Origin of the sequence: Actinopolyspora lacussalsi subsp. righensis, assembly GCF_900116555.1 — a bacterium.
Lineage (GTDB): Bacteria > Actinomycetota > Actinomycetes > Mycobacteriales > Pseudonocardiaceae > Actinopolyspora > Actinopolyspora lacussalsi.
On sequence record NZ_FPAT01000002.1, the window covers coordinates 1 to 20,557 of the forward strand.

Consider the following 20,557-nt stretch of genomic DNA (forward strand, 5'->3'; position numbering starts at 1 on the left):
ACAGCGATGTGTTCAGTGGACGGGTACTAACCCGCCGAACGGCGACACCCCCACAACACACCGCCCACCCGCGCACCGAACCCGCAAGCACACGCGATCTCGCCACCACTATACGGCTCCCAACACAGCCACCAGCCCCTATCAACTAACTACATACCGGCTGACCCAGTCGGCCCCATGGTTGTTTGGGTCGGTGGCCACAGCGGAGGAGACACGCCCGGTATCCATCCCGAACCCGGCAGCTAAGCCCTCCAGCGCCCCAGGTACTGCACCCCCACGGGTGTGGGAGACACGGACACCGCCGACCCATTCCCCCACAGTGTGGCCCGGACACCCCCGTGGTGTCCGGGCCACACAACTATCACCCACCACCCACGTCGCGATTTCGCGCGAAATCGCGACCCGGCCATCGGCACTCACCGACCGGACTCGCCACTACCGCACCGGTTCCGTGCCGTGGACCCCGCTTTTACCGCTGTTCGCATACCATTAACGTCCTTTCCCGAGTCACTTTCGGCGGTGTCGCCGACAGGTGCCGACGTTTCCCCGTGGAATGGCGGAGTTGATGAATCAGGACAGTGACGCGGGTGGTTCAGCGGTCACACCGGAAGTAGGGGAGACCACCGAACCCACCAGAGTTTCCCGGCGTGCCTGGATCGGCCGGTTCCTCGGGCCGCTGCTCGCTATCGCCGTCTACTTCGTACTCCCCGGTGGAGAGAACGGAGTCACCGACGCCGGGCGCGGTGTCGCCGGTGTCGGAGTGCTGATGGCTGTCTGGTGGGTAACCGAGGCACTGCCGCTGGCCGCCACCGCACTGCTGCCGATCGCGCTGTTCCCGCTGTTGGGTGTGGGGGATGTCGAAGCGGCTACCACGCCCTACGCCAACGACATCGTCTTTCTGTTCATGGGCGGTTTCATGCTGGCGTTGGCGATGCAGCGTTGGGGACTGCATCGCAGGATCGCGCTGCGGACCGTGCTGGCGGTCGGCACCCGTCCGGTGCGGGTGGTCGGTGGCTTCATGCTCGCCACCGCGTTTCTGTCGATGTGGGTAAGCAATACGGCGACCACTGTCGTCATGCTCCCGATCGGCATGTCCGTGCTGACCCTGGTGTTCGAGCATCTTCGTGGTGATTCCGGCGACGAAACCGTGCGGCGCGCGATGAACGAGTCGGCGGACGACGGCGCCGGAAGGTTCGCGACCTGCCTGATGCTGGCGATCGCCTACGCGGCCAGCATCGGTTCGCTGGCGACGTTGATCGGGACTCCGCCCAATCTGTTCATGGCCGGTTTTCTGTCCGAGAGCTATGACATCCGGATCGGCTTCGGGCAGTGGATGATCTTCGGGTTGCCGTTGGCGGCTGTGTTGCTGCTCCTCAGCTGGTTCTTGCTGACCAGGGTGGTCTATCCGACGACCATCACCGACATCCCCGGTGGTCGTGAGCTGTTCCGGAACGAGCTCGCCAAGCTCGGCCCGATGAACCGGGGCGAGCGGGTGGTACTCGTGGTGTTCGTGCTCACGGCGTTGCTGTGGATTCTGCGTGAGCCGCTGACGAGTCTGTTGCCGGGGCTCGGCCTCTCCGACGCCGGCATCGCGATATTCGCCTCACTGGTGCTGTTCGCGATTCCGGTCGACGCGCGGCGGGGAGTGTTCACACTGGACTGGGGTTCGGCGCTGAAGCTGCCGTGGGGCGTGCTGCTGTTGTTCGGTGGTGGGCTCTCGCTGGCGTCCGCGGTCGGTTCCAGCGGGCTCGACGCCTTCATCGGCAACCGGGTCGGCGCGCTCGGCTGGATCCCCACGATCCTGCTGGTGCTGGTCACCGTGGCCGCGGTGATCTTTTTGACCGAGATGACCAGCAACACCGCGACCGCGGCGACCTTCCTGCCGATCCTGGCCGGGGTGGCGCTCGGGCTCGACATGGATCCGTTGCTGCTCGTGGTGCCCGCGACGGTGGCGGCGAGCTGCGCGTTCATGCTCCCGGTGGCTACCCCGCCGAACGCCATCGTGTTCGGCTCCGGCTACGTGACCATTCCGCAGATGGTCAAGGCGGGTTGGTGGCTGAACCTCACCGCGATCGTTCTCATCCCGATCGCGCTCTACGGTCTCGGCGCCTGGGCGTTGGGAATCGCCCTCGGCTGACTCCTACCCGTGGGGCCGGGACGACCCGCAGAACCGGCCCCACCGCGCGGCGATTTCGCGAGAAATCGACGCCCATCCGGGCCGCGCCCGATCACCGCAGGCGGCGCGCCCGCAGCACGGTGTCGTGGGTGTGCGGGGTGCCTTCCGGCGGGGGAGTGGTTCGTGGTCGGGTTTCGTTGACCAGCACGATCCAGTCGTCGTCGAGCAGCTCGGCGATGTCGGCGGGTTGGTAGTAGTCGCCCGGATCGAAGCCGTGCTCGTGATCCGGAGGCAGCTCGGACATGTCGTGGCTGCCGTAGAGCAGCGTGCCCCCGGGTGCCACGGCGGCCAGCAGGTCGTGCGGCGTTTCGTGGTCGGGCTGCCGTTCGAGCGGGAAGTACTGCACCGACACCAGGTCGAACGCGCTCGCGGGAGGCGGTGTGCCGGTCGGGTCGCCGTGTTGCCAGGAGATTCGGTCGGCGAGGTCCGGGTCCGTGGCATCGGCGGCGCGTCGCAGCGCGGTGCGCGAGATGTCGATCGCGGTGACCCGCCAGCCACGTCGTGCCAGCCAGCGCGCGTCGGCGCCCTCACCGCATCCCACTTCGAGTGCCTGGCCGGGTGGCAGCTCGGCCGTCTCGGTGACTAGCACTCCGTTCACGTTGCCGCTGAAGAGCTGTGCGGTGCCGCTGTACTTGTCTTCCCAGAACTGTTCGTCCATCGTCGTTGCTTTCGGTAGGGGGTCGGTGATCGGCGACCGCGCTGTCGGTAGCCCAGCGGCGGCCGCGGCGTCCGCTCGTGGTGGTGACCACCGTGCGTCCGCGATCGGAGCATCGGAGAGCCGTGGTCACCTCCGACACCAAGCTGCCCTCACCAGCGGCATGACGACAAAATTATTTGCTGATAACGCAAAGAGCGCGGGGTGAGGAGCCGTCCCTGCCGCCGTTCCCGCGATTTCGCGCGAAATCACCGGTTGCAGCGGGACGGCACCCTGACGTCAAACCCTGCTGCGGTAAGCCCACAGCGCGAGGGGGAAGAACACCACCACCAGTGCGACCATCCACACCAGCGTGGCCGACAGCGGCCCGGCCACCGGTCCGCCGATCATCAGTCCCCTGGCGGTGTCGGCCAGCTTGCTCACCGGGTTCACGCTCACCCAGGCCTGCAGCCATCCCGGCATGGTTTCGGTCGGTGCGAACACGTTGCTGCCCATGGTCAGCGGGAACATGAACGACATCGCCACACCGGGCAGTGCCTGCTGACTCCTGACCAGCATCCCCAGCAGCACCGAGATCCAGCACACGCACAGCGCGAAACCGATGACCAGCACGATCGCCGCTGCCGCCGAGAGCACGTTGGTCTCGATGCGAAAGCCCATCAGCGTGGCCACGATCAGCAGCACCGCTATGGAGACCGCATAGCGAACCACATCACCCAGCACGGCCCCGATCAGCGGAGCCGACCGCGCCACCGGCAGACTCCGGAACCGGTCGAACACGCCCTTGGTGATGTCGTTGTTCAACTGCATCCCGGTGCCGAGGCTGCCGAAGACCATGTTCATGGCCATCACGCCCGGCAGGGTCCGTTGCAGGTATTCCCCGGTGTCCCCGGCGATGGCGCCACCGAGCAGGTAGACGAACATCGCCAGGAAGAGGATCGGCTGCAGGGTGACGTCCAGCAGCCCCTCCGGCGACTTGCGGATCTTGAGGACGCTGCGCCCGGCCAGCGTCAGGCCGTGTTGCATCGTCCGCAGCGGACCGACACGGCGTGGTGCGCCGTGTGGTCGCGGGTCGGCCTGTTCGGCCCGCTCGACGGTCGGCGTGCTCATGCCGCGTCGTCCTCCTCTTCGCCTTCCCGCGCCGAGTCCTCGGCGGTGGCCGGTTTCCCGGTGATGGACAGGAACGCCTCGTCGAGGCTGGGCAGCCGCAGCGACAGCTCGTCGGCGACGATTCCGGCCTCGTCCAGCCTGCGTACCAGCGTCGACATCAGCACCGGATCGTCGGCGGGGGTGGTGAGCAACCCGGTGTCGTGGTTCGCCGCGGGTGCCTGCTCGGTGAGTTCCCGCAGGATGGTCTCGGTGGCGCTGACGTCGTCGGGATCGCTCAGCCGAACCTGCAGCGTCTGGCTTCCGCTGTGGCGCTTCAGTTCGTCGGCGCGTCCCTCCGCGACGACCCTGCCGTGGTCGATCACGCTGATCCGGTCGGCCAGCTGGTCGGCCTCCTCCAGGTACTGCGTGGTCAGCAGCACCGTCACGCCTTCGGAGGTCAGCGCGCCGGCCATGTCCCAGACCTGGTTGCGGCTGCGTGGATCCAGCCCCGTGGTCGGCTCGTCCAGGTACAGCACCTCTGGGCGGCCAACCAGGCTCGCCGCCAGGTCCAGCCGTCGACGCATCCCGCCCGAGTAGGTCTTGATCGCCCGGTTGCCCGCGTCGGTGAGGCCGAAGCGCTCCAGCAGTTCCTTCGCGCGGGACTTCGCGCTGGAGCGCGTCATCTCCAGTAATCGACCGATCAGCACCAGGTTCTCCGTACCGGTGAGTTCCTCGTCCACCGAGGCGTACTGCCCGGTCAGCCCGATCTTGCCGCGCACCCCGACCGGATCGCGCAGCACGTCGTGTCCGGCCACAGTGGCGTGACCACCGTCCGGCTGGAGCAGGGTCGCCAGGATTCGTACGCTGGTCGTCTTGCCCGCGCCGTTCGGCCCCAGTACCCCCAGGATCGAACCCGCCGGTGCGGCCAGGTTCACCCCGTCCAGTGCCTTGGTCGTTCCGAATCGCTTGACCAGGCCCTCGGCCTGGACCGCCAGTGTCATGCGACCTCCTCGTCTCGACACCCCAGCATGACCCGATCCACTGACAAAAGACGCACAATCGTCGCACAACACCGGTGAGGTGCGACACAGCTTCAGTTACCCTTGGTTGTTTTCCGGTAGGTGTGGCGGTATGGGGCGTGAGTCGGCGGATATGCGACAGGGTGATCTCGTAGCGGACGAAGCGATGTCCGAACAGCCGGAGTTCTCGGGTAGGCGGAGAGCTCCCGGTGGGCGTGTCGTCACGCTGCTGTTATTGCTGCTCGCGGCGTTCCTCTGCGGTGTGGCACTGGGCAGGTTCGGCGGGCTGGAACGCGGCCAGATCTCCTCGGCGCTGATCGCGTTGACGCCCTACGTCACGGCGGGCGGAGGAGTGTTGTTGCTGCTCACCCTGGCGCTGCGACGCTGGCTGACCGCGCTGGTGGTGGCCGTGGTGACCGCCGTGCTCGCCGTCAGCGTCGCGCCGCGGGTGCTTCCCGACGAACAGGCAGGCGGTGTGCGGGGGGACTCGTTGAACGTGCTCAGCGCCAACGTGTACTTCGGCGAAGCCGATGCGGATCAGCTGGTGCGGCTGGTGCGGCAGAACGACGTGGACGTGCTGAGCATGCCGGAGCTCGACTCCGGCATGGTGAACGAGCTGCGCCGGGCCGGATTGTTCGAGACGCTGCCGCACCGCGTGCTCACGCCGGAGGGTGATGGTGATGGTTCGGGGATCGTCTCGCGCTATCCGCTGCGTGAGCTCTCGCTGGCTTCGAACACCACCATGCGGCAACCCTCCGCGCTGATCGATATGCCCGGGCAGCGGGACGTGCAGTACGTCGCGGCGCATCCGGTGGTGCCGGTGGGAGGGGACACCACGGCCACGTGGAAGCGTGAGATAACCACACTGCCCGCGCCGACCACCGGTGGGGACCAGCCGGTCCGGATACTGGCCGGTGACTTCAACGCGACCCTGGACCACACGCCGCTGCGGAAACTGCTGGGACGGGGCTACTCGGACGCCGCCGAGACGACCGGCGACGGGCTGGCCCCGACCTGGCCCGAGTTGGGACGGCCCTGGGCGCCGCCGGTCACCCTCGATCACGTGCTGGTCAGTGGTGACACCGCCGTACACGACTACCGCACCTTCAAGGTGGACGGTACCGATCACCGGGCCGTGTTCGCCCAGCTCACGATTCCGTCTTGAGTGAGGCGGCTCGGGCTGCTTGGCGGTGCGGGTGGCGGGTTCTCTCGCGGGCTCTCGCTGCGGTGAGGCCCGACATCGGGTAGGTACTACACAACGTCGGGCCTTCCTCGCGAGAGCACCACGAGAGAACCCGCTGCGGTGTCGGTTGCGGGCGTGGTGGGAGTTCGGCCTGCGTGTTCCGCAGCGGCGCGGCGATTTCGTGGGAGATCGACGTCGCACGAGCGGAGAGCAGCCGACCGCGCCGCTCAGCCGCCTTGGGCGCCGAACGAGGGCCCGGCCCTGCTCACTGCTCGGGGTAGGACTCGGTGACCAGTTCGAACTCGAGCAGGTTGGCCCCGCTGGAGACGGGGTCCTTGCTCTCGGTCTCGTGCGCCGCTTTCGCGGGGCCGTCGGCCCAGGCGCGGAACGCCTCCTCGGACTCCCACTTGGTGTAGACGAAGTAGCGGTTGTCGCCCTTGACCGGGCGCAGCAGCTCGAATCCCAGAAATCCGGGGGTGCCGTCCACGGCGCCGTGGCGCTGCGCGAACCGGCGCTCCAGCTCCTCGCCCTTGCCTTCGGGTACCTCGATAGCGTTGATTTTCACTACGGCCATAACTCCACTCTACGACTCGTCCGGCGGTTTCCGGAGCGGTGAAACCGCTCCGGTCGGCAACGTGGCGTCGGCAACGTGGCGCCGGAACGATCACCGGTTCGTCGCGTCGAACGCGACCGCCGCTGATGCCCTTCGGGCCGTCAATTTCTCGCGAAATCGCCGCGCGGCTCTAAAGCTCCACGGCGGGGTGGAGTCTGGAGATGCTCCAGGTCCGCTGTCGCCACACCACCAAGGTGGTCAGCACCAGCGGTATCACCAGGAAGCCGCCGAGCACGATGAGATCCCGGACCAGGTGCTCGTTCAGACCGCCCGAGATCGTCACGCGCAGCCCGTCCACCAGGTAGGTCATCGGCAGGTAGGGATGCACCGCCTGGAAGGGCGTCGGCGTGGTCTCCATCGGATACAGCCCACCCGATGCGGTCAGCTGCACTATCAGCAGCACCAGCGACAGCCCGTCGCCGATCGCGCCGAAGGCGGTGCGCAACAGATGGTCGATCGCCACGAACGCGGCGGTGGCGAGCGCGAGCAGTCCTACCGTCGGCCACAGCCGCACCGGATCCAGCCCGAGACCGAATCCGACCACGGTCAGCAGCACCCCGGCGCCGAGCATCCCCAGCACTGTGGCGGGCAGCCAACCCGCCAGCGCCACCGTGGCGGCGCGGGGCCTGCCCGCCAGGGCCCGCAGGTTGACGGGTTTGAGCAGCAGGTAGGCGAACAGCCCGAACACCCACAGTGCGATGGCGAAGAAGAACGGCGCCAGCCCCCGCCCGTAGACGTGCGCGGGGTTGAGGTTGCGCTCGGTGATCGTGGTGGGGGAACCGAGCACCTCGGCGGCCTGGGCCACCTGCCGGGGATTGGTGGGCGGAATCCGCGACAGGCTGTCGTCGACCAGGTTCGACAGTTTCGTGGCCCCGTCGTTGAGCTGCCCCGCACCGGTTCGCAGTGTCTGACTGCTGGAGGCGAGGTTGCTCAGGCTGCCGCGCAGCGACTCCGTGCCGTTGGCCAGTTGTGTGGTGCCCGAGGCGAGCTGGTCGGCGGGCTCGGTCACCGCGAGGGTTCGCTGTCGGAGCGTTTCGAGGCTGCCGCGCAGCGCCACCGCCTCGGAGTTGGCCTCGCGGGCCAGGCTCAGCACCTCGTTGGCACGCTGGTCCGCGTTCTCGGTGGTTCCGGACAGCTGTCGCGCGTCGCGCAGGGCGCGCTGGTAGACCGGGTCCCCGGTTAGTGCCGGGTATTCGTCCCCGAGTTCCCGCAGGCTCGCCACGCCTTGATCGGCGCGGTCGGAGATGAAGGCGGTCGCGGTGGCCAGGGTGGTGAGCCCCTGCACCACCGAGCCGCTGGCCTCGGCGGCGCCGTTCACGGCGGTGGGGAGTTGTTCGGCGGTCAGGTTGGTCAGCGCGGTGAGTCGTCGGTCGAGTTGATCGGCCGCGTCGGAGAGTTCGCCGACGCCCCGTGAGATCTCCCCAGTCGACGAGGCGGCGTCCGAGAGCCCGCTGCGCAGCCCTTCCGTGCCCTGTTCGCCGAGTTCCGTGCCCTCGACCAGTTGCCCGGCGGCCTGCGATGCGAGTCGCAGTTTCTCGCGTACCTTGTCCACCTCGTCGTACAGCGCCCGCGCGTAGGCACTGTGCGCGGCCGCGTTGACCTGGTTCTGCAGCTGGGCCTCGACGGTGTCGGCCATGATTCCCGCGATGTAGCCGTTCGCGTCGTTCTTGGTGATGTGCAGCGAGGCCCGTTGCGGGAATCTGCGGGTGGCGGTGGCGAGTTTGCCGCTGAAATCACTCGGAACGGTGATCGTGAAGTAGTAGTCGCCCTCGCGGAGCCCGCGTCGCGCCTCACCTGAGTTCACGAAGTGCCAGTCGAACAGGTCCCGTGCGCGCAGTTGCTCGGTGAACTGCTCGCCCGCGTCGATGAACTGCCCGGATGCGCGCACCGGGCGGTCGTTGTTGACCACGGCCACCGGGACCCGGTCCAGCCTGCCGTAGGGGTCCCAGTTGGACCACAGGTACAGCGAGCCGTAGAGCAGCGGCACGAGTACCAGCGCCACCAGCACCAGCGGGCGCAGCTTTCCGCCTCGGAACCTGCGCAGTTCCAGCAGCGCGAGTTTGACGATTTTCATCGCGGATCTCCGTCGTCCTCGGAGTCCGAATCGGTCGGTTCCGCCTCGGGTGATGTCTCGTTGGTGCCGGAGTCCGTCGAGTCGGTCTCCGCCGTGTCGGGCTCCGGTGGAACCGCGGGAGCGGGCGGTTCGAACAGCGCGAGCTGCGCCGGGTCGGGTGAGAGCACCTCGGTGCCGAAGGTGTGGGGTTCGGTGATCGCGTCCTCACGCGGTGTTCGCGTCGTTTCGGCGTCGAATTCGACCGTGTTCGGTTCCTGGCCGGGCAGCAGAGCGGTTTCCGGTGCGGTTCCCCCGGCGCGGTGGGGTGTCTCCCCGTTCGGCCCGGGCAGTCTGATCACCGGGCCCGCCGCGAACCGGGGCGGGTCGGTGTTGCTGGCCAGCACCGTCGTTCCCGCGTCGGCGATCGCCTCCAGCGCCGCCCACACCCTGGTACGCGCTGCTTCGGGGAGCCCGAGTTCCACGTCGTCGACCAGCAGCCCGGCGGGCAGTGCCGCCATGCCGAGCGCGACGGCCAGCAGCAGCCGCTCGCCGGGATGCAGCGAGTCGATCACGGCTTCGGGTTCGGGGTCTATGCCGACCAGGTCGAACGCGTCCGAGATGTCGTCGTGGTCCACCTTGGTGGTGATGCGCCGCTCGCGTACGGCTTCCCGCACGCGCCAGCGCCCCTCCAGCTCGAACCCGGGGCGCAGCCGTGCCGGTGCGATCAGGGTGCGTGCGCGCTTCGCGCCCTTCGGCAGTGACCGCCCGTCCACCTCGATCGTGCCCGTTATCGGGCGGAGCCTGCCGGACAGCGTCAGCAGCAGTGCGGTTCTGCCGGTTCCGGACGGCCCCGTCACGGTGGCCAGCTCCCCGGGACGGATCTCGGCGTCGACATTGCTGAAGACCGGCCCCAGCGGTCCGCGCACGCTGATCCCGCGTGCGGTGATGGCCACCCCTGCGGTGCTCATCGACCCCCCTGGTGAACGGATCGGCTGCTGATCCAACGTGGACCCCAGCGCGATCCTCGGCAACTCGAGATCCGCCGGATCACGTCCGCGAACCCGTTGCCGGGGTGGTCGTCAGGTCCCGACGCCCCCGGGGCACTTACCTCTCGGAGGGCTCGATCGTCCTTCTGGCCAGCAGGAATGCCTGCCGGGTGTCCTCGGGGAAGTCGCCGTTCTCGTCGGGTTCGCGCAGCAGCCGTGCTCGTGGGGCGAGTCCGGCCCGGCTCAGCAGTTCGGCGACGTGCTCCGGCCGCCGCCGGTGGAAGTCCAGCGAGACCTCGTGGCCGCCCGCCTCGGTACGGTGCTTGATCCGGTCACCGACCTGGAAGGCGAGCTGGATGTACCCACCGGGCGCCAGCACGCGGTGGAACTCGGCGAACACCTCCGGCAGGTGCTCGTCCGGAACGTGGATGATCGAGTACCAGGCCACGATGCCGCCGAGCTCGCCGTCGTCGTGGCCCAGCGCCCGCATCGATCCCTCGGTGAATCGCAGCCCCGGGTGCGTCCGTCGTGCCGCGGCGATCATTCCCGGTGACAGATCCATGCCGGAGACGTTCAGGCCGTGATCGGCCAGGTAGGCGGTCACGCGTCCCGGGCCGCATCCCACGTCCAGCACCGGTCCGCCCGCGCCCCGCGCGAGCTCGGCGAAGCCGTCCAGCATCGCGCGGTCCAGCGGTTTGGCGGCCAGCTCGCCCCGGATCCACTCGGTGTAGGTATCGGCAGCCGCGTCGTAGGACCACCGGGTGCGATGCACGAAGTCGTGATCGGTCATGCCGGAATCGTAGTGGGCGAAGATCGGCGAGCGAGTCGTCCGAGCGATCGTGGCCGATCTCGGTTCGCGGGTGGCGAGGAGTCGTCCCACCATCGCCGGGGCCGCGCGACGACGCGCCGCGCCGTCATTCCTCGCCGGGCAGCCCGAACCTGCCGTCCTCGGTCTGTTCCAGCAGCCCGTCCACCAGCAGCGAGTCCAGCGCCCGATCGCGTTGGGCGGCGTCGTGCCACACCGCGTCCAGCTCGGGGCGTTGCACCGGTCCTTCCGAACGCCGCAGCACGTCCAGCAGCAGTCCGCGCACCTGGCGGTCGGTCCCGGCGAAGCGCTGCACCTTCTTCGGAGGTCCGGCGTAGGCGGGACGACCGGCGTGCTGCCAGGCGCAGTCCGCGACGATGGGGCAGATCTCGCAACCCGGCGACTTCACGGTGCACACGGTCTGTCCGAGTTCCATCAGTGCCGCCGACAGCCGTGCCGCGTCGCGGTCGTCCGAGGGGAGCAGCGCGTCGACATCGGCCAGATCCCGGTTGGGTGAGGGATTGCCCGCGTCGCCCTCCCCGTGCACGGCGCGCGCGACGACCCTGCGCACGTTGGTGTCCACCACCGGGGCCCGCTTGCCGTAGGCGAAGGCGGCCACCGCGCGAGCGGTGTAGGTTCCCACGCCGGGCAGCGCCAGCAGGGTGTCCACATCGGAGGGGACGGTGTCGTCGTGTTCCGATGCGATGGCGCTCGCGGCCTCGTGCAGCCGCATCGCGCGACGCGGATACCCGAGTTTGCCCCAGGCGCGCAGCACTTCGGCCTGGCTAGTCGCCGCGAGGTCGGAGGGCTTGGGCCAGCGCGCCATCCACTCCCGCCAGATCGGCATGACCCTGGCGACGGGGGTCTGTTGCAGCATGGTCTCGCTGACCAGCACGCCCCAGCCGTCGACCTCGGGGCCGCGCCACGGCAGGTCGCGGGCATCGGCGGCGAACCACTCGATCAGATCGTCGGTGTTGATCGTGCTGGTCCGTCCGGGTGCGGCGTTCTTCGCGACGGATTCGGCCGATCGCGCGTTCTGATTAGTCATGACCCCTCGATAGTGCCATGACTCGGATTCCCACCAACCACGCCTCGGCAGCGACAGATCCTCGGCATCGGCGCTGCCCGCCGCCGAATCGCCGTCGGCCACCGCACGGCGGTGGCGCCGTCGATTTCCCACGAAATCGTCGGCCGCTAAGGCGACACGGCCCCTGCCGGCGTCGATTTCTCGCGAAATCGCCGCGCCGCTTCGACGTAGGGCGAACTCCGACCAACCCGGCAGCTGGCGCCGCCGCGGGTTCTCCGGTGCGGCTCTCGCGAGGAAGGCCCGACGTGGCGTAGGTGCCTACTCGATGTCGGGCCTCCCCGCAGCGAGAGCCGTGCCGGAGGTTCCGCCAAGTGAGCACCCAGGCAACCCACTCCGGGCCTCTCCCGATTCAGGAGGCGGTGTCGACTTCCTGCAGCTCGTCGGTGTCGATGTCGTGCACGAACGCGCGCACACTCGTGGTCTCGGTCAGGAAGGGGCTGTTGAGCACCCGCCGGACGGACTGGCGCAGGTCCCGCTCGGTGTCGGTGAAGGTCTCCACCGACCAGCTCGGCCGCTGCCCGGTCGCGTCCTCCAACTCCTGCTTGAAGTCGGCCTCGGCGAACGTCCCCATGCCGCAGCGGGTGTGGTGCATCAGCATCACCTCGGTGGTGCCGAGCTTGCGCTGGCTCACCGACAGCGAGCGGAGCACGTCGTCGGTGACGATCCCGCCCGCGTTGCGCAGTACGTGTGCCTCACCGGAGCTCAACCCCAGGGTGCGGACGGGGTCGATCCGGCAGTCCATACAGGTGACCACCGCGGTGCGCAGCTCGGGAGCTCCGGGGACCTGGCCGTCCCACTTCTCCTCGTGCTTGCTGTTGCGTCGCAGCAGTTCGTCGGTCGCGGTCATCGGGCAGCTCCTCGAACCGGTAACACCGACCCCGGGCGGTCGGCTGTGCGGGAAGTTGTCGCCGCGTACACGCACACGGGCTCTCGCGGTCGAGCATACCCGCCGAGATCGTCCGTGTCCGCGAAGACCTCGATCGGGTCGGTCAGCTCCGCAGTGCCCGCAGCGCGCCACGCAGGTCGCCGACCTCGACGGCCTTGATCCCCGCGGGTGGTTGTCCGCTGTCCGGTGGCACCAGCGCGTACTCGAATCCGAGCCGAGCGGCCTCCGCGAGCCTGCGTCCCACCGCGTTGACCCGGCGCACCTCACCGGCGAGCCCGACCTCGCCCACCGCGATCGTGTTCGCGCGCGGCGGCACGTCCAGTTTCGCGGAGGCCACGGCCAACGCGATGGCCAGGTCGATCGCGGGTTCGGTGATCTTCACGCCGCCGACCGTGGCGGCGTAGACGTCCTGGTCACCGGTCTTGATGTTGCCGCGTTTGTCGAGCACCGCGAGCATCATCGACAACCGGGCCGAGTCCAGCCCGCTCACCGCCCTGCGCGGCATGTTCATCTGGGTGGGGCTGACCAGCGCCTGCACCTCGGCGAGCAGCGGACGTTTGCCCTCCACGACCACCGTCACGGCGGTACCCGGCACCAGGTTCTGCCGTCCGTTGACGAACAGTCCGGACGGGTCGGTCACCTCGGCGATCCCGTCGTCGCCCTGTTCGAAGCAGCCGACCTCGTCGGCGGGGCCGAACCGGTTCTTGACCCCGCGCAGCATCCGCAGCGTGGAGTGCTCGTCCCCCTCGAACTGCAGCACCACGTCGACCAGGTGCTCCAGCACCCGCGGACCGGCCACCGCACCGTCCTTGGTGACGTGCCCCACGAGGATCACCGGCAGGCCGCGCTCCTTCGCCAGCGCCACAAGCGCGGTGGTCACTGCGCGCACCTGGGTGACTCCGCCGGGTGTGCCATCGGTCTCGCCGGACTGCACCGTCTGGATCGAGTCCACGATCAACAGTCCGGGGCGCAGTTGTTCCACGTGCCCGACGACGGCGGAGAGATCGCTCTCGGCTCCCAGGTAGAGCTCGTCGTGCAGCGAGTCGGTGCGTTCGGCGCGCAGCCTCACCTGGCCCGCCGACTCCTCCCCGGTGACGTACAACGAGCGGCCCCCGGAGCCGCCCGCCGCCCAGCGGTACGCGGTCTCCAGCAGGAGTGTGGACTTTCCCACACCGGGCTCGCCCGCGAGCAGGACCACGGCCCCCGGCACGATGCCGCCGCCGAGCACCCGGTCCAGTTCGGCGATCCCGGTGGGGACCGCGCGGGCGGACTCCAGATCCACCTCGGCGATGGGGCGGGCGGGGGAGCCGGGCTCGGCGCTGCCGACTTTGGACAGTGCGGCGGGCTGGACGGAGGCTTCCTCCAGCGTCCCCCAGTTCGCGCAGTCCGGGCACTGGCCGACCCACTTGGTAACCGTGCGGCCACACTCGGTGCACCGATAGCCGTTTCCGGCGCGCGCGTTCTTGGTAGCCACGTGGGCAGACTAACCGGTGGTCACGACACGTTCGGGACGGCCCGCGCGACGCGCGGCAGTCCGCCGCGCGTCGGGGACGTCGAGTCTCACGCGCCGGTGGACTGCCCGGTTTCGGCGTTCTGGTCGGAACCGCTCGAATCGCCGGAGGAGTTCTCGTCGCTCTGGTCGGAGTCGCCGGACTGCTCGGAGCCACTGGACTCGCCGGACCCGCTCGATTCGCCGGACCCGCTCGATTCGCCGGACCCGTGGGACTCACCGGATCCGCTCGACTCACCGGAGTGACCCGACTCGTCGCCGGTGCCCGTGCCACCGCCACCGTGCGGGCTGCCGTACTCCGGCCTCGGCTCGGGGCTGGCGCCGATCGGGACCTGCAGGGTCACCGCGCCCGCGTTGGCGAAGGTGAACTCGACCGGAATCGTCACCCCCGGCCGGATGCCCTGGGTCAGCCCTTCGAGGGAGATTCGTACCGTCTCGCGCTGGTCGCCGCCGGTGGCCTCGGCAGCGGTGAGCTTGCTCGAATCCGCGGTGTCCGACACCGCGTAGAGCCTGGTTCCCGCGGGGATCCGCTGGGTTCCGCTGATCTCTGCCGACCGCGCGTAGCTACTGCTGACACCGACCAGCCTGTCCTGCTGCTCGCCACCGTTGATCAGAACGGTCTCGATCGGTGCGTTCGACCCCTCCGGGTAGACCGCTTCCCCTTCCGGGTAGCTCAGGGTCGCGTCCCGAACGGCCATGGTCTTCGCGTCGGCGCTCGCACCGTAGATGGCGGCGACCTGCTGCGAGGTCTCGGCCTGCTGGCCGGTGGCGCAGCCGGAGAGCGCGGCGACGGCGCCCAGGCCGACGACCGCGGGTACCAACCGCTGGCGAACTGCCTTGCTGTGCTGTGGGCGGCTCACGGATGCAGCGTCCTTCCTGCTTGCCGGACAACCGGGTATGAGCCTAAACCGTTGTCGTCGGCGATGTTGGTCGCACCCCGGCGGATGTGCCGTGGGTCCCGTTCGCGGGGCCGTTCCCGGGCACGGAAACCCTGCCTTGCGCACCGGGGAAGCCGCGCCGCATGCACGGGGGAAGCCGGGTTGTCAACCCCCTGATCGTCGTCTGACCTGCAACGAAGATGTCGAGCCCGTCGAAGTGGCGTTGCTGACCATGCTAGACTGGACACAGCGAAAGGGGCAGAGGACACATGGTTTTCAAGGTCGGAGAGACCGTCGTCTACCCGCGTCACGGCGCTGCGCTGATCGAGGCAGTCGAGACACGTGTAATCAAAGGCGAAGAAAAACAGTACCTCGTACTTCGGGTCGAAAAAGACAACCTCACCGTTCGTCTTCCCGCCGAGAACGCCGAGCACGTCGGGGTGCGAGACGTGGTCGGCCAGGAGGGTCTCGATCACGTTTTCGACGTGCTGCGTTCTGATCATACCGAGGAGCCCACCAACTGGTCGCGTCGGTACAAGGCGAACGTCGAGAAGCTCGCCTCCGGTGACGTGAACAAGGTGGCCGAAGTGGTACGTGATCTCTGGCGGCGCGAGCAGGATCGCGGGCTGTCCGCGGGCGAGAAGCGGATGCTGATGAAGGCCCGGCAGATCCTGGTCAGCGAGTTGGCGCTGGCGGAGGGCACCGACGAGGGCAAGGCCGAGAGTCTGCTGGACGAAGTCCTGGCGACGACGGTCTGACGACTATCCGAGCAGTGTGGACACCGTAGCGCTGGTTCCGGCCGCCGGGCGGGGTACCCGTCTCGGTGCCGGTGTTCCCAAAGCACTGGTTCGAGTTCTCGGGCATTCCCTGCTGTCGCGCGCGGTCCGTGGTCTGTTGGATTCGGGGAGTGTGGGGCACGTCGTAGTGGCCGCCGCACCGGATCAGCTCGACCCGATGGGCCGCGAGGTGCGAGACCTCGGTGAACGGGTGCACGTCGTTCCCGGTGGCGGTGAGCGCACCGACTCCGTTCGTGCGGCGTTACGTGCCGCGGACCGGTTGGTGCCTTCGGCGGAGGTCGTGCTGGTGCACGACGCCGCTCGTGCGTTCACTCCCGCGAGGGTGATCCGCGACGTGGTCGCCGCGGTCGAACGGGGCGCTCCTGCCGTGGTGCCGACGTTGTCCGTGGCGGACACGATCAAGCGGGTCGACGACGAGGGCGTGGTGGCCGAGACCGTGGACCGCTCGCGGCTCCGCACGGTGCAGACCCCGCAGGGCTTCACCGTCGACGTTCTCCGCGAGGCTTACGGGGCGGCCGGGGAGGTTGCCACCGACGACGCCGGTCTGGTGGAACGACTGGGGTACCCGGTGGAAACGGTCGCCGGTCACACCAACGCCCTGAAAGTGACGACTTCCTTCGACCTGGCCGTGGCCGAGGCCGTGCTGGCCGCCGGGCCGGTCGAACTGCCCGAATCCCGGGTGGACACTCTCGGTCGTTCGAACGACACGGGAAGTGACACTTCCGAAAGGTGCGGTGACGAGTCGTGAGTGCCGAGCCGTCACCGATCGGGCTACCCCGTATCGGTCAGGGTGTCGATGTTCACCCGATCGTGGCGGGCAGGCCGTGCTGGATGGCCGGACTTCACTGGCCGGACCGCGACGGCTGTTCCGGGCACTCCGACGGTGACGTCGCGAGCCACGCTCTCTGCGACGCGGTGCTGTCCGCGGCGGGGCTGGGGGATCTCGGTTCGGTGTTCGGCACCGGCGATCAGCGGTGGTCCGGGGCGCACGGCGTTGATTTCCTGGCGCACGTGCGTGGTCTGCTCGCCGGTGAGGGGCGCAGGCTCGGCAACGCCTCGGTGCAGGTGATCGGCAACGCCCCCCGGATAGGCGACCGCAGGGCGGAGGCCGGTGCCGTGCTCGGCGAGGCGCTCGGTGGCGAGGTCTCGGTTTCCGGAACCACCACCGACGGGCTCGGACTCACCGGAAGAGGTGAAGGGATCGCCGCCATCGCCACCGCTTTGGTCTTCTGAGCGGTCCCCTTGCGTAGCTGGTTGGGTAGCCGGCACGTGAGTCGGCGCCTTGCGGCGTTGGGCCGGCTCTTGAGTAGCGACCTACGCGGCGAGCGGCCCGGCCTTGCAATGCATCCGACTCACGCACCGGGGACGCCCGCGCTGCGTCGCTCATGGTCGCTTCCCGACGGCAGCCCCCCGGGGGGCGTCAATTTCTCGCGAAATCGCCGGGCCATCGACGCAGGCCGCACTCCGACCACCCTCGCAGTCGGCACCGCCGCGGGTTCTCCGGTGCGGCTCTCGCGAGGACGCCGGAGACGTTGTGTAGGTCGCTACCCGATGTCGCCGGACCCGCAGCGAGAGCCGTGCCAGAGGTTCCGCCAACCACACCGCCAGGCAACCCGAGCCGCCGACCGAACGAAAGTGGTGATGTTCACCGCATCGGCGGGACGATGAGGTGGTGTGCACCAGTACCGTGGAACGGTGACCGTGCGCGCAGTGCTCTTCGACTTTTCCGGCACCTTGTTCCGGCTGGAGCAGGACGAGTCCTGGTTGGCCGGGGTGACCGACGAGTCCGGGAAGCAGTGGGACCTGGAGGCCCAGACCGAGCTGATGCGGCGGATGACCGCCCCCACGCAGCAGGTGGTCAAGCTCTCCCAGGAGTACCAGCAGGCATGGGACGAGCGGGACCTCTACCCGGACCAGCACCGCAAGGTCTACCTGGAGGTGCTGCGCAGCTCCGGCCTCACCGATCCGGCACAGGCAGAGGCGCTCTACTCGCGGTTGATCGATCCGGACTGCTGGACTCCCTATCCCGACGCGGCTCCCGTGGTGCGGCGGCTGAACGAGGCGGGTATCCGCACCGCGGTCATCAGCAACATCGCCTTCGACATCCGACCCGCGCTGGACCGCGTCGGTATCGGTGATCTCTTCGACTCGGTGTTGATGTCCTACGTCGAAGGTGTGATCAAGCCCGATCCGAAGCTGTTCCTGCGTGCCTGCGAGCGGATCGACGTCGAGCCGGAGCAGGCACTGATGATCGGTGACAGCGTCGAGGCCGACGGCGCCGCCACCGAGGTGGGCTGCCGGTTCGCCCACGTCGAACCGTCCCCGACCGACGAGCGGCCGGACGCGCTGCTGCGGGCCGTCGCCGATCACGGCGTGTCGCTGTAAGCCCATCGGTGGTCGCTGTAACCCCACCGGATTTGTGATCCGCACAGGTCTTGCCCGTATCATCACGGTGTGAGCCTGTACCTTCATGACACCGCGAGTCGCACCACACGTGAGTTCCAGCCCCGCCAGGAGGGCCTGGCGACGTTGTACCTGTGTGGGGCCACGGTTCAGGACCTGCCGCACGTCGGTCACGTGCGCAGCGGGCTCAACTTCGACGTGCTGCGGCGCTGGCTGACCCACCTCGGCTACGAGGTGCGGCTGGTGCGCAACGTCACCGACATCGACGACAAGATCCTGGCCAAGGCAGCCGAGGCCGGGCGCCCCTGGTGGGAGTGGGCCGCCACGCACGAGCGCGCGTTCGAGGACGCCTACGACCGGCTCGGTTGCCTGCCGCCCTCGGCCACCCCCAGGGCGACCGGGCACATCACCCAGATGGTCGAGCTGGTGCAGCGGTTGATCGACCGGGACCACGCCTACGCCGCCGACGGCGACGTGTACTTCTCGGTGCCCTCCTTCCTGGAGTCCTACGGCAGGCTGTCCGGGCAGCGCCCCGAGGAGATGCAGCAGGCCGAGGAGGCGGTACCGGCGGGCAAGCGCGACCCGAGGGACTTCACGCTGTGGAAGTCGGCGAAACCGGGTGAACCGAGCTGGCCCGCCCCGTGGGGGCGGGGTCGGCCGGGCTGGCACCTGGAGTGCTCGGCGATGTCGACCTACTACCTGGGGGAGGAGTTCGACATCCACGGCGGCGGGCTGGATCTGGTCTTCCCGCACCACGAGAACGAACTGGCGCAGTCCAACGCGGCCGGCGACGGGTTCGCCCGCTACTGGCTGCACAACTCCTGGGTGACCGCCAGCGGCGAGAAGATGTCGAAGTCGTTGGGCAACACGCTCGGCATCGCCGCGCTGCTGCAGCGGGTCCGACCCGTTGAGCTGCGGTATTATCTGGTCGTACCGCATTACCGGTCCACGGTGGAGTTCTCCGACGAGGGGCTCGAGGAGGCGGTCGCGACCTTCCGCAGGATCGAGTCGTTCCTGCACCGGGTGGTGCGGCGCACCGGCGAGGTCGCACCTTCCGAGGTGACCGAGGAGTTCGCCGCGGCCATGAACGACGACCTGGGGACACCGCAGGCCATCGCGGCCGTGCACAACGTGGTTCGGGAGGCCAACTCCGCGCTGGACGCCGGCGAGGACGAGGCGGCCCGCGAGGGCGCGGCACGGGTGCGTGCGATGCTCGACGTCTTCGGGCTCGATCCGCTGGCGCCGCACTGGGCCGGTCGGGAGGGTGCTTCCGACGAGGCGCACCGGGCGCTTTCCGCGCTGGTCGACGATCTGCTCGAACAGCGTAGTCAGGCACGGGCCGACCGGGATTTCGCCACCGCCGACGCGGTTCGGGATCGGTTGCACGCCTGCGGTATCGCCGTCGAGGACACCCCCGACGGTCCGATGTGGACTTTGAAGGACGGATAGCTCGTGCCGGGAAACGACAAGCGCAGAGGCGCGGTACGCAAGTCGGGCACCAAGAAGGGCATGGTCGTCGGATCAGGTGGCCAGCGCCGCAAGGCTCTCGAGGGCAAGAAACCCACCCCCAAGGCCGAGAACAGGTTCAACCACCCCGCCAAGCGCAAGGCGGACGCGCGCAAGCAGGCGCAGCAGCAGCGGGACAAGCGCCGCAAGGAGTCCGACAGCGCGGGTGAGCTCGTGGCGGGCCGCAATCCCGTGCTGGAGTGCGTCCGCGCCGGGGTGCCGACCACCGCGCTGTACGCGGCGGAGGGGATCGACACCGACGAGCGGGTGACCGAGGCGGTCCGGCTCGCCGCGGACCAGGGGATCTCCGTGGTGGAGGTGCCGCGCGGTGAACTCGACCGGATGACCTCCGGCGCGCTGCACCAGGGGCTGGCGCTGCGCATCCCGCCCTACGAGTACTCCGAGCCGGAGGATCTGCTCACCGCGGCCCGGAACTCCGGGTTGCCGCCGCTGCTGGTGGCCGTGGACGGGGTGACCGATCCCCGCAACCTCGGGGCGGTGGTGCGTTCGGCGGCGGCGTTCGGCGCGCACGGCGTGCTGCTGCCGCAGCGGCGCAGCGCCGGGATGACCGCGGTGGCGTGGCGTTCCAGCGCGGGCACCGCCGCTCGGATACCGGTGGCGAAGGCCACCAACCTCAACCGCACGCTCAAGAACCTCAAGTCCGAGGGGCTGATGGTGGTCGGTCTGGACGCCGACTCCGACGTCACCTCCGACGAGCTGGAGCTGGCTACCGATCCGCTCGTGGTCGTGGTGGGGTCCGAGGGCCGGGGGCTGGCCCGGTTGACCAGGGAGAACTGCGATCAGACCGTCTCGATTCCGATGAGCTCCGGGGTCGAGTCGCTGAACGCCTCGGTCGCGGCCGGGGTGGTGCTCGCCGAGGTCGCGCGCAGGCGCAGGCTGAGCTGACGCCC

At 68.9% G+C, this 20,557-nt stretch carries 19 protein-coding genes and 1 rRNA gene; 9 read left to right on the forward strand and 11 right to left on the reverse strand.

Annotated features, from left to right (window positions below; all coding sequences use genetic code 11):
- Positions 1–189 precede the first annotated feature (189 nt).
- Positions 190–307: ribosomal RNA gene (rrf, locus tag BM394_RS03455) — 5S ribosomal RNA — on the forward strand.
- Between the two features lie 258 nt (positions 308–565).
- Positions 566–2,137 (forward strand): SLC13 family permease, encoded by a 1,572-nt coding sequence (locus BM394_RS03460; RefSeq protein WP_092974928.1) that lies wholly within the window; start codon positions 566–568, stop codon positions 2,135–2,137.
- 91 nt (positions 2,138–2,228) lie between these two features.
- On the opposite strand, the gene BM394_RS03465 is transcribed toward BM394_RS03460, so the two are convergent.
- The 3 genes from BM394_RS03465 to BM394_RS03475 form a co-directional block, all read right to left on the reverse strand.
- Complete coding sequence (locus BM394_RS03465) at positions 2,229–2,834, reverse strand: class I SAM-dependent methyltransferase (protein ID WP_092973788.1); 606 nt, start codon at positions 2,832–2,834, stop codon at positions 2,229–2,231.
- Between the two features lie 276 nt (positions 2,835–3,110).
- Positions 3,111–3,941 (reverse strand): ABC transporter permease, encoded by an 831-nt coding sequence (locus BM394_RS03470; protein ID WP_092973791.1) that lies wholly within the window; start codon positions 3,939–3,941, stop codon positions 3,111–3,113.
- Entirely contained in the window at positions 3,938–4,921 is a 984-nt protein-coding gene (locus BM394_RS03475) for an ATP-binding cassette domain-containing protein (RefSeq protein WP_092973794.1), read from the reverse strand. The genes BM394_RS03470 and BM394_RS03475 overlap by 4 nt, the downstream gene beginning before the upstream one ends.
- Positions 4,922–5,051: 130 nt before the next feature.
- Here BM394_RS03475 and BM394_RS03480 point away from each other — a divergent pair, with 130 nt between their 5' ends.
- Positions 5,052–6,104: an endonuclease/exonuclease/phosphatase family protein gene (locus BM394_RS03480; RefSeq protein ID WP_092973797.1), complete on the forward strand. Its 1,053-nt coding sequence runs from the start codon at positions 5,052–5,054 to the stop codon at positions 6,102–6,104.
- 283 nt (positions 6,105–6,387) lie between these two features.
- On the opposite strand, the gene BM394_RS03485 is transcribed toward BM394_RS03480, so the two are convergent.
- The 8 genes from BM394_RS03485 to BM394_RS03520 all read right to left on the reverse strand — a co-directional run bounded on the left by BM394_RS03485 (position 6,388) and on the right by BM394_RS03520 (position 14,922).
- Complete coding sequence (locus BM394_RS03485; protein ID WP_092973800.1) at positions 6,388–6,696, reverse strand: antibiotic biosynthesis monooxygenase family protein; 309 nt, start codon at positions 6,694–6,696, stop codon at positions 6,388–6,390.
- A gap of 169 nt (positions 6,697–6,865) precedes the next feature.
- Positions 6,866–8,809, reverse strand: coding sequence for a YhgE/Pip domain-containing protein (locus BM394_RS03490; RefSeq protein ID WP_092973802.1), 1,944 nt, complete (start codon positions 8,807–8,809; stop codon positions 6,866–6,868).
- The gene (locus tag BM394_RS03495; protein WP_092973805.1) at positions 8,806–9,756 is read right to left on the reverse strand and encodes an ATP-binding cassette domain-containing protein; all 951 of its coding nucleotides are present in this window, start codon (positions 9,754–9,756) and stop codon (positions 8,806–8,808) included. The genes BM394_RS03490 and BM394_RS03495 overlap by 4 nt, the downstream gene beginning before the upstream one ends.
- 136 nt (positions 9,757–9,892) lie before the next feature.
- Positions 9,893–10,564, reverse strand: a complete 672-nt coding sequence (locus tag BM394_RS03500; RefSeq protein ID WP_092974931.1) for a class I SAM-dependent DNA methyltransferase — start codon at positions 10,562–10,564, stop codon at positions 9,893–9,895.
- Positions 10,565–10,688: 124 nt separating this feature from the next.
- On the reverse strand, positions 10,689–11,729 hold the full coding sequence (locus tag BM394_RS03505) for an HhH-GPD family protein (protein ID WP_245779946.1): 1,041 nt from the start codon (positions 11,727–11,729) through the stop codon (positions 10,689–10,691).
- A gap of 286 nt (positions 11,730–12,015) precedes the next feature.
- Complete coding sequence (locus tag BM394_RS03510; RefSeq protein WP_092973808.1) at positions 12,016–12,513, reverse strand: beta-class carbonic anhydrase; 498 nt, start codon at positions 12,511–12,513, stop codon at positions 12,016–12,018.
- A 142-nt stretch (positions 12,514–12,655) separates the two neighbouring features.
- Positions 12,656–14,026, reverse strand: coding sequence for a DNA repair protein RadA (radA, locus tag BM394_RS03515; protein WP_092973811.1), 1,371 nt, complete (start codon positions 14,024–14,026; stop codon positions 12,656–12,658).
- Positions 14,027–14,112: 86 nt separating this feature from the next.
- Entirely contained in the window at positions 14,113–14,922 is an 810-nt protein-coding gene (locus BM394_RS03520; RefSeq protein WP_175529948.1) for a copper chaperone PCu(A)C, read from the reverse strand.
- Between the two features lie 287 nt (positions 14,923–15,209).
- Here BM394_RS03520 and BM394_RS03525 point away from each other — a divergent pair, with 287 nt between their 5' ends.
- From BM394_RS03525 to rlmB, 6 genes are all read left to right on the forward strand, one after another.
- Positions 15,210–15,698, forward strand: coding sequence for a CarD family transcriptional regulator (locus BM394_RS03525; protein ID WP_043576289.1), 489 nt, complete (start codon positions 15,210–15,212; stop codon positions 15,696–15,698).
- Between the two features lie 16 nt (positions 15,699–15,714).
- Positions 15,715–16,485 (forward strand): 2-C-methyl-D-erythritol 4-phosphate cytidylyltransferase, encoded by a 771-nt coding sequence (ispD, locus tag BM394_RS03530; protein ID WP_092973813.1) that lies wholly within the window; start codon positions 15,715–15,717, stop codon positions 16,483–16,485.
- Entirely contained in the window at positions 16,482–16,970 is a 489-nt protein-coding gene (gene ispF / locus BM394_RS03535) for a 2-C-methyl-D-erythritol 2,4-cyclodiphosphate synthase (RefSeq protein WP_245779947.1), read from the forward strand. The genes ispD and ispF overlap by 4 nt, the downstream gene beginning before the upstream one ends.
- A 462-nt stretch (positions 16,971–17,432) precedes the next feature.
- Positions 17,433–18,122, forward strand: a complete 690-nt coding sequence (locus tag BM394_RS03540) for an HAD family hydrolase (protein WP_092974939.1) — start codon at positions 17,433–17,435, stop codon at positions 18,120–18,122.
- A 69-nt stretch (positions 18,123–18,191) separates the two neighbouring features.
- A complete protein-coding gene (gene cysS / locus BM394_RS03545) occupies positions 18,192–19,589 on the forward strand; it encodes a cysteine--tRNA ligase (RefSeq protein ID WP_092973816.1) in 1,398 nt (465 codons plus the stop codon).
- Between the two features lie 3 nt (positions 19,590–19,592).
- Positions 19,593–20,552 (forward strand): 23S rRNA (guanosine(2251)-2'-O)-methyltransferase RlmB, encoded by a 960-nt coding sequence (rlmB, locus tag BM394_RS03550; protein ID WP_092973818.1) that lies wholly within the window; start codon positions 19,593–19,595, stop codon positions 20,550–20,552.
- Positions 20,553–20,557: the final 5 nt, after the last annotated feature.

Excerpts from the sequence above, each read along its gene's own strand:
- BM394_RS03460 (WP_092974928.1), top strand. The coding sequence starts at position 566 with ATGAATCAGGACAGTGACGCGGGTGGTTCAGCGGTCACACCGGAAGTA.
- BM394_RS03465 (WP_092973788.1), bottom strand. The coding sequence starts at position 2,834 with ATGGACGAACAGTTCTGGGAAGACAAGTACAGCGGCACCGCACAGCTC.
- BM394_RS03470 (WP_092973791.1), bottom strand. The coding sequence starts at position 3,941 with ATGAGCACGCCGACCGTCGAGCGGGCCGAACAGGCCGACCCGCGACCA.
- BM394_RS03475 (WP_092973794.1), bottom strand. The coding sequence starts at position 4,921 with ATGACACTGGCGGTCCAGGCCGAGGGCCTGGTCAAGCGATTCGGAACG.
- BM394_RS03480 (WP_092973797.1), top strand. The coding sequence starts at position 5,052 with ATGGGGCGTGAGTCGGCGGATATGCGACAGGGTGATCTCGTAGCGGAC.
- BM394_RS03485 (WP_092973800.1), bottom strand. The coding sequence starts at position 6,696 with ATGGCCGTAGTGAAAATCAACGCTATCGAGGTACCCGAAGGCAAGGGC.
- BM394_RS03490 (WP_092973802.1), bottom strand. The coding sequence starts at position 8,809 with ATGAAAATCGTCAAACTCGCGCTGCTGGAACTGCGCAGGTTCCGAGGC.
- BM394_RS03495 (WP_092973805.1), bottom strand. The coding sequence starts at position 9,756 with ATGAGCACCGCAGGGGTGGCCATCACCGCACGCGGGATCAGCGTGCGC.
- BM394_RS03500 (WP_092974931.1), bottom strand. The coding sequence starts at position 10,564 with ATGACCGATCACGACTTCGTGCATCGCACCCGGTGGTCCTACGACGCG.
- BM394_RS03510 (WP_092973808.1), bottom strand. The coding sequence starts at position 12,513 with ATGACCGCGACCGACGAACTGCTGCGACGCAACAGCAAGCACGAGGAG.
- BM394_RS03525 (WP_043576289.1), top strand. The coding sequence starts at position 15,210 with ATGGTTTTCAAGGTCGGAGAGACCGTCGTCTACCCGCGTCACGGCGCT.